This is a genomic window from Streptomyces torulosus (assembly GCF_001419765.1).
Taxonomy (GTDB): Bacteria; Actinomycetota; Actinomycetes; order Streptomycetales; family Streptomycetaceae; genus Streptomyces; species Streptomyces torulosus.
On the sequence record NZ_LIRK01000726.1, the window covers coordinates 1 to 4,694 of the forward strand.

A 4,694-nucleotide genomic window follows, 5' to 3' on the forward strand; every position below is an offset into this window, starting at 1 on the left:
CCCCCACACCCCCTTCAGAAGACTTCGGGGGTGTACACCCGCTACGCGCGTAGATATGCTCGTCTGGTGACCATGTCCACTGCCGCACCCCACGCCCTAGCCGACGTCACCGCGTCCGACAGCACACTGCGCCGCTTCCTCCACGGACTGCCCGGTGTGGACGCGGTCGGCCTGGAGGCGCGCGCCGCCTCCCTCGGCACCCGTTCCATCAAGACGACCGCCAAGGCGTACGCCATCGACCTGGCCATCTCCATGGTCGACCTGACGACGCTGGAAGGCGCGGACACCCCGGGCAAGGTCCGGGCGCTCGGCGCCAAGGCGGTCCACCCCGACCCCATCGACCGCACGACCCCGTCCACGGCGGCGGTCTGCGTGTACCCCGACATGGTCGCCACCGCCAAGACGGCCGTCGCGGGGTCCGGCGTGAAGGTCGCCTCGGTCGCCACCGCCTTCCCGGCGGGCCGTGCCCCCCTGTCGGTCAAGCTGGCCGACGTGCGGGAGGCGGTCGCCGCCGGCGCGGACGAGATCGACATGGTCATCGACCGGGGCGCGTTCCTCGCGGGCCACTATCTGAAGGTCCACGAGGAGATCATCGCCGTGAAGGAGGCCTGCGGCGCCGCCCGTCTGAAGGTCATCTTCGAGACCGGCGAGCTCTCGACGTACGACAACATCCGCCGCGCCAGCTGGCTCGGCATGCTCGCGGGCGCGGACTTCATCAAGACCTCGACCGGCAAGGTCGCGGTCAACGCCACTCCCGCCAACACCCTGCTCATGCTGGAGGCCGTCCGCGACTTCCGCGCCCAGACCGGTGTCCAGGTCGGTGTGAAGCCGGCCGGCGGCATCCGCACGTCCAAGGACGCGATCAAGTTCCTGGTCCTGGTCAACGAGACGGCGGGCGAGGACTGGCTGGACAACCACTGGTTCCGCTTCGGCGCCTCCTCGCTCCTCAACGACCTGCTGATGCAGCGCCAGAAGCTGGCCACCGGCCGCTACTCCGGCCCCGACTACGTGACGGTGGACTGATCACCATGGCATCCGTATTCGAGTACGCCCCGGCCCCCGAGTCCCGCGCGATCGTCGACATCGCGCCCTCGTACGGCCTGTTCATCGACGGCGAGTTCACGGAGGCGGCCGACGGCAAGGTCTTCAAGACCGTCAGCCCCGCCTCCGAGGAGGTCCTCTCCGAGATCGCCCGGGCCGGCGAGGCCGACGTCGACCGCGCCGTGCAGGCGGCCCGCAAGGCGTTCGAGAAGTGGTCGGCGCTGCCCGGCTCGGAGCGCGCGAAGTATCTCTTCCGTATCGCCCGCATCATCCAGGAGCGCAGCCGTGAGCTGGCGGTCCTGGAGACGCTGGACAACGGCAAGCCGATCAAGGAGACCCGCGACGCCGACCTGCCCCTGGTCGCCGCGCACTTCTTCTACTACGCAGGCTGGGCCGACAAGCTCGACCACGCCGGCTTCGGCGCGAACCCCCGGCCGCTGGGCGTCGCGGGTCAGGTCATCCCGTGGAACTTCCCGCTGCTGATGCTGGCGTGGAAGATCGCCCCGGCCCTGGCCACCGGCAACACGGTCGTCCTCAAGCCGGCCGAGACCACCCCGCTGACGGCGCTGTTCTTCGCGGACATCTGCCGCCAGGCGGGCCTACCCAAGGGCGTCGTCAACATCCTCCCCGGGTACGGCGACACGGGCGCGGCCCTGGTCGCGCACCCCGACGTCAACAAGGTGGCCTTCACCGGCTCCACTGCCGTCGGCAAGGAGATCGCGAAGACGGTCGCGGGCACCCGCAAGAAGCTCACCCTGGAGCTCGGCGGCAAGGGCGCGAACATCGTCTTCGACGACGCCCCGATCGACCAGGCCGTCGAGGGCATCGTGAGCGGCATCTTCTTCAACCAGGGCCAGGTCTGCTGCGCGGGCTCCCGCCTCCTGGTCCAGGAGTCGATCCAGGACGAGCTGCTCGACTCCCTGAAGCGCCGGCTGTCGACGCTCCGCCTCGGCGACCCGCTCGACAAGAACACGGACATCGGGGCGATCAACTCCGAGGAGCAGCTGACCCGGATCACCTCGCTCGTCGAGCAGGGCGAGTCGGAGGGCGCCGAGCGCTGGTCCCCGGCGTGCGAACTGCCGTCGGCGGGTTACTGGTTCGCGCCGACGCTGTTCACGAACGTCACCCAGGCGCACACCATCGCCCGCGACGAGATCTTCGGCCCGGTGCTGTCGGTGCTGACCTTCCGCACCCCGGACGAGGCCGTCGCCAAGGCCAACAACACCCAGTACGGCCTGTCGGCGGGCATCTGGACCGAGAAGGGCTCCCGGATCCTGGCCGTCGCGAACAAGCTCCGCGCGGGCGTCGTCTGGTCCAACACGTTCAACAAGTTCGACCCGACCTCGCCGTTCGGCGGCTACAAGGAGTCGGGCTTCGGCCGCGAGGGCGGCCGCCACGGCCTGGAGGCGTACCTCGATGTCTGACCGTTTGAGCGTCTTCAAGACCTACAAGCTGTACGTCGGCGGGAAGTTCCCGCGTTCCGAGAGCGGCCGGGTGTACGAGGTGAGCGACGCAAAGGGCAAGTGGCTGGCCAACGCACCGCTCTCCTCCCGCAAGGACGCCCGTGACGCGGTGGTCGCCGCGCGCAAGGCGTTCGGCGCCTGGTCCGGCGCCACGGCGTACAACCGGGGCCAGGTCCTGTACCGGGTCGCGGAGATGCTGGAGGGCCGCAAGGGCCAGTTCGTCCACGAGGTCGCCGACGCCGAGGGGCTGTCGAAGTCGAAGGCCGCCGCCCAGGTGGAGGCGACGATCGACCGCTGGGTCTGGTACGCGGGCTGGACCGACAAGATCGCCCAGGTGGTGGGCGGCGGGAACCCGGTGGCGGGCCCGTACTTCAACCTCTCCTCCCCCGAGCCGACCGGTGTGGTCGCCGTCCTCGCCCCGCAGGAGTCGTCGTTCCTGGGCCTGGTCTCGGTGGTCGCCCCCGTGATCGCCACGGGCAACACGGCCGTCGTGGTCGCCTCCGAGACGGCCCCGCTCCCGGCGCTGTCGCTGGCCGAGGTCCTGGCCACGTCCGACGTGCCCGGCGGTGTCGTGAACGTCCTGTCCGGCCGTACGGCGGAGATCGCGACGCCGCTCGCCGCGCACCAGGACGTCAACGCGATCGACCTGGCCGGCGCGGACGACGTCCTCGCCAAGGAGCTGGAGATCGCCGCGGCCGACAACCTGAAGCGGGTACTGCGTCCACAGCCTGTGGACGACTGGTCGGCGATGCCGGGCATCGACCGCATGACGGCGTTCCTGGAGACGAAGACGGTCTGGCACCCCACGGGGTCGCTGGGCGCGTCGGGTTCCTCGTACTGACGCACGCCGGGGCAGGCGCGGGCCGGCCCGTGGACGACAGGGGTCGTCCACGGGCCGGCCGCGCGGTTTCCCGCATCCTCTCGCAGGGGGCTGGACTCAGCGCAGGCCGCCCAGCGCCTGCCCCACCACCGGGATGCTCCCGATCGACGGCGCCTGCGCCACCGGGCCGGTCAGGTCCCTCGATTTGACGGCCTGGAAGTCGGCGAGCCGGGTGCCCACGCCGTTGTCGAGCGGGTCGACGCCCGTGCCGGCGAGGGGGTTGGGCTTGAGGCCGGCGACCGGGCCGGTGACGTACCCGACGGTGTCTTTCAGCGTCTGGAGGCCCGCCTGGGGGTCGACCTTGCCGAGCGAGGTGGGCCGGGTGCGCAGCACGTCGACGACGGGGGCGGCGCCGTCCGCCGCGGCGGCCGTACCGGCGCCCGCGCCGAGTGCGACGCCCGCGGTCGTGACGGCGAGCAACGCGCGCCGGGCGAAGGGGGACTGGGGGGCCGAGTGTCGAGCCATCAGTGTGGTCACTTTCTACTGCGGAAAGTAAGCATGGAGGCACACACGGTAGTTGAGGTGTGATGTGCGCTCCAAGGGCGACCCGCCGACTCGGCGGGAGCCGCGCGATGCCTCACACTGGACTCTCGTGAGTTCGCATCCCCCGATACCGACCCGGGTCGTCCTGCTGTCCGGTCCGTCCGGCTCAGGCAAATCCCTCCTCGCCGCCCGCTCCGGCCTGCCCGTGCTGCGGCTCGACGACTTCTACAAGGAGGGCGACGACCCGACGCTGCCCCTGGTGGAGGGCAGCACGGACATCGACTGGGACCATCCGCTGTCCTGGGACGCGGACGCCGCCGTCGCGGCGATCGAGGAGCTGTGCCGCACGAGCCGTACGACCGTCCCGGCGTACGACATCTCGCTCAGCGCGCGCACCGGCTGGGAGTCCCTGAGCATCGAGCGGACCCCGCTGTTCATCGCCGAGGGCATCTTCGCCGCGGAGATCGTGGGACGCTGCCGCGAACTCGGCGTCCTCGCGGACGCGCTGTGCCTGACCCGGGGCCCGGTGACGACGTTCCGCCGCCGCTTCCTGCGCGATCTGCGGGAGGGCCGCAAGTCGGTGCCCTTCCTGCTGCGGCGCGGCTGGCGGCTGATGCGTCTGGAGCGTTCGATCGTGGCCCGGCAGACGGAGTTGGGCGCCCACGCCTGCGACAAGGGCGAGGCGCTCGGACGGCTGGCGTCGGCCGCGGCGGGCCGCCGCGCGCAGACCCCCGCCTAGACAGCAGACCCCGGCCCGGCTACACGAACGCATACAAAAAAGCGGGACTGGACGGACCCCCGGCCCTCCAGTCCCGCTTCCCCCGTTG

The 4,694-nt window shown here is 71.0% G+C and carries 5 protein-coding genes; 4 read left to right on the top strand and 1 reads right to left on the bottom strand.

Annotated elements, in window-relative coordinates:
* The first annotated feature begins 72 nt into the window (after nt 1–72).
* Genes deoC through AOK23_RS38570 form a run of 3 tightly spaced genes read left to right on the top strand, consistent with a single transcriptional unit; the run spans nt 73 to nt 3,345 of the window.
* A complete protein-coding gene (gene deoC / locus AOK23_RS38560) occupies nt 73–1,023 on the top strand; it encodes a deoxyribose-phosphate aldolase (protein WP_079049944.1) in 951 nt (316 codons plus the stop codon).
* 5 nt (nt 1,024–1,028) lie between these two features.
* Nucleotides 1,029–2,465, top strand: a complete 1,437-nt coding sequence (locus AOK23_RS38565; RefSeq protein ID WP_055717130.1) for an aldehyde dehydrogenase family protein — start codon at nt 1,029–1,031, stop codon at nt 2,463–2,465.
* Complete coding sequence (locus AOK23_RS38570; protein WP_055717131.1) at nt 2,458–3,345, top strand: aldehyde dehydrogenase family protein; 888 nt, start codon at nt 2,458–2,460, stop codon at nt 3,343–3,345. Before AOK23_RS38565 ends, AOK23_RS38570 begins: the two co-directional genes overlap by 8 nt.
* 96 nt (nt 3,346–3,441) lie before the next feature.
* Here the strand turns inward: AOK23_RS38570 and AOK23_RS38575 are convergent, their stop codons facing one another.
* Nucleotides 3,442–3,849 carry a hypothetical protein gene (locus AOK23_RS38575; RefSeq protein ID WP_055717132.1) on the bottom strand — a complete coding sequence of 136 codons (408 nt, stop codon included), beginning with the start codon at nt 3,847–3,849 and terminating at the stop codon, nt 3,442–3,444.
* A gap of 127 nt (nt 3,850–3,976) precedes the next feature.
* On the opposite strand from AOK23_RS38575, the gene AOK23_RS38580 reads away from it, so the two are divergent.
* A complete protein-coding gene (locus AOK23_RS38580; protein ID WP_055717133.1) occupies nt 3,977–4,606 on the top strand; it encodes a uridine kinase family protein in 630 nt (209 codons plus the stop codon).
* Nucleotides 4,607–4,694 lie beyond the last annotated feature (88 nt).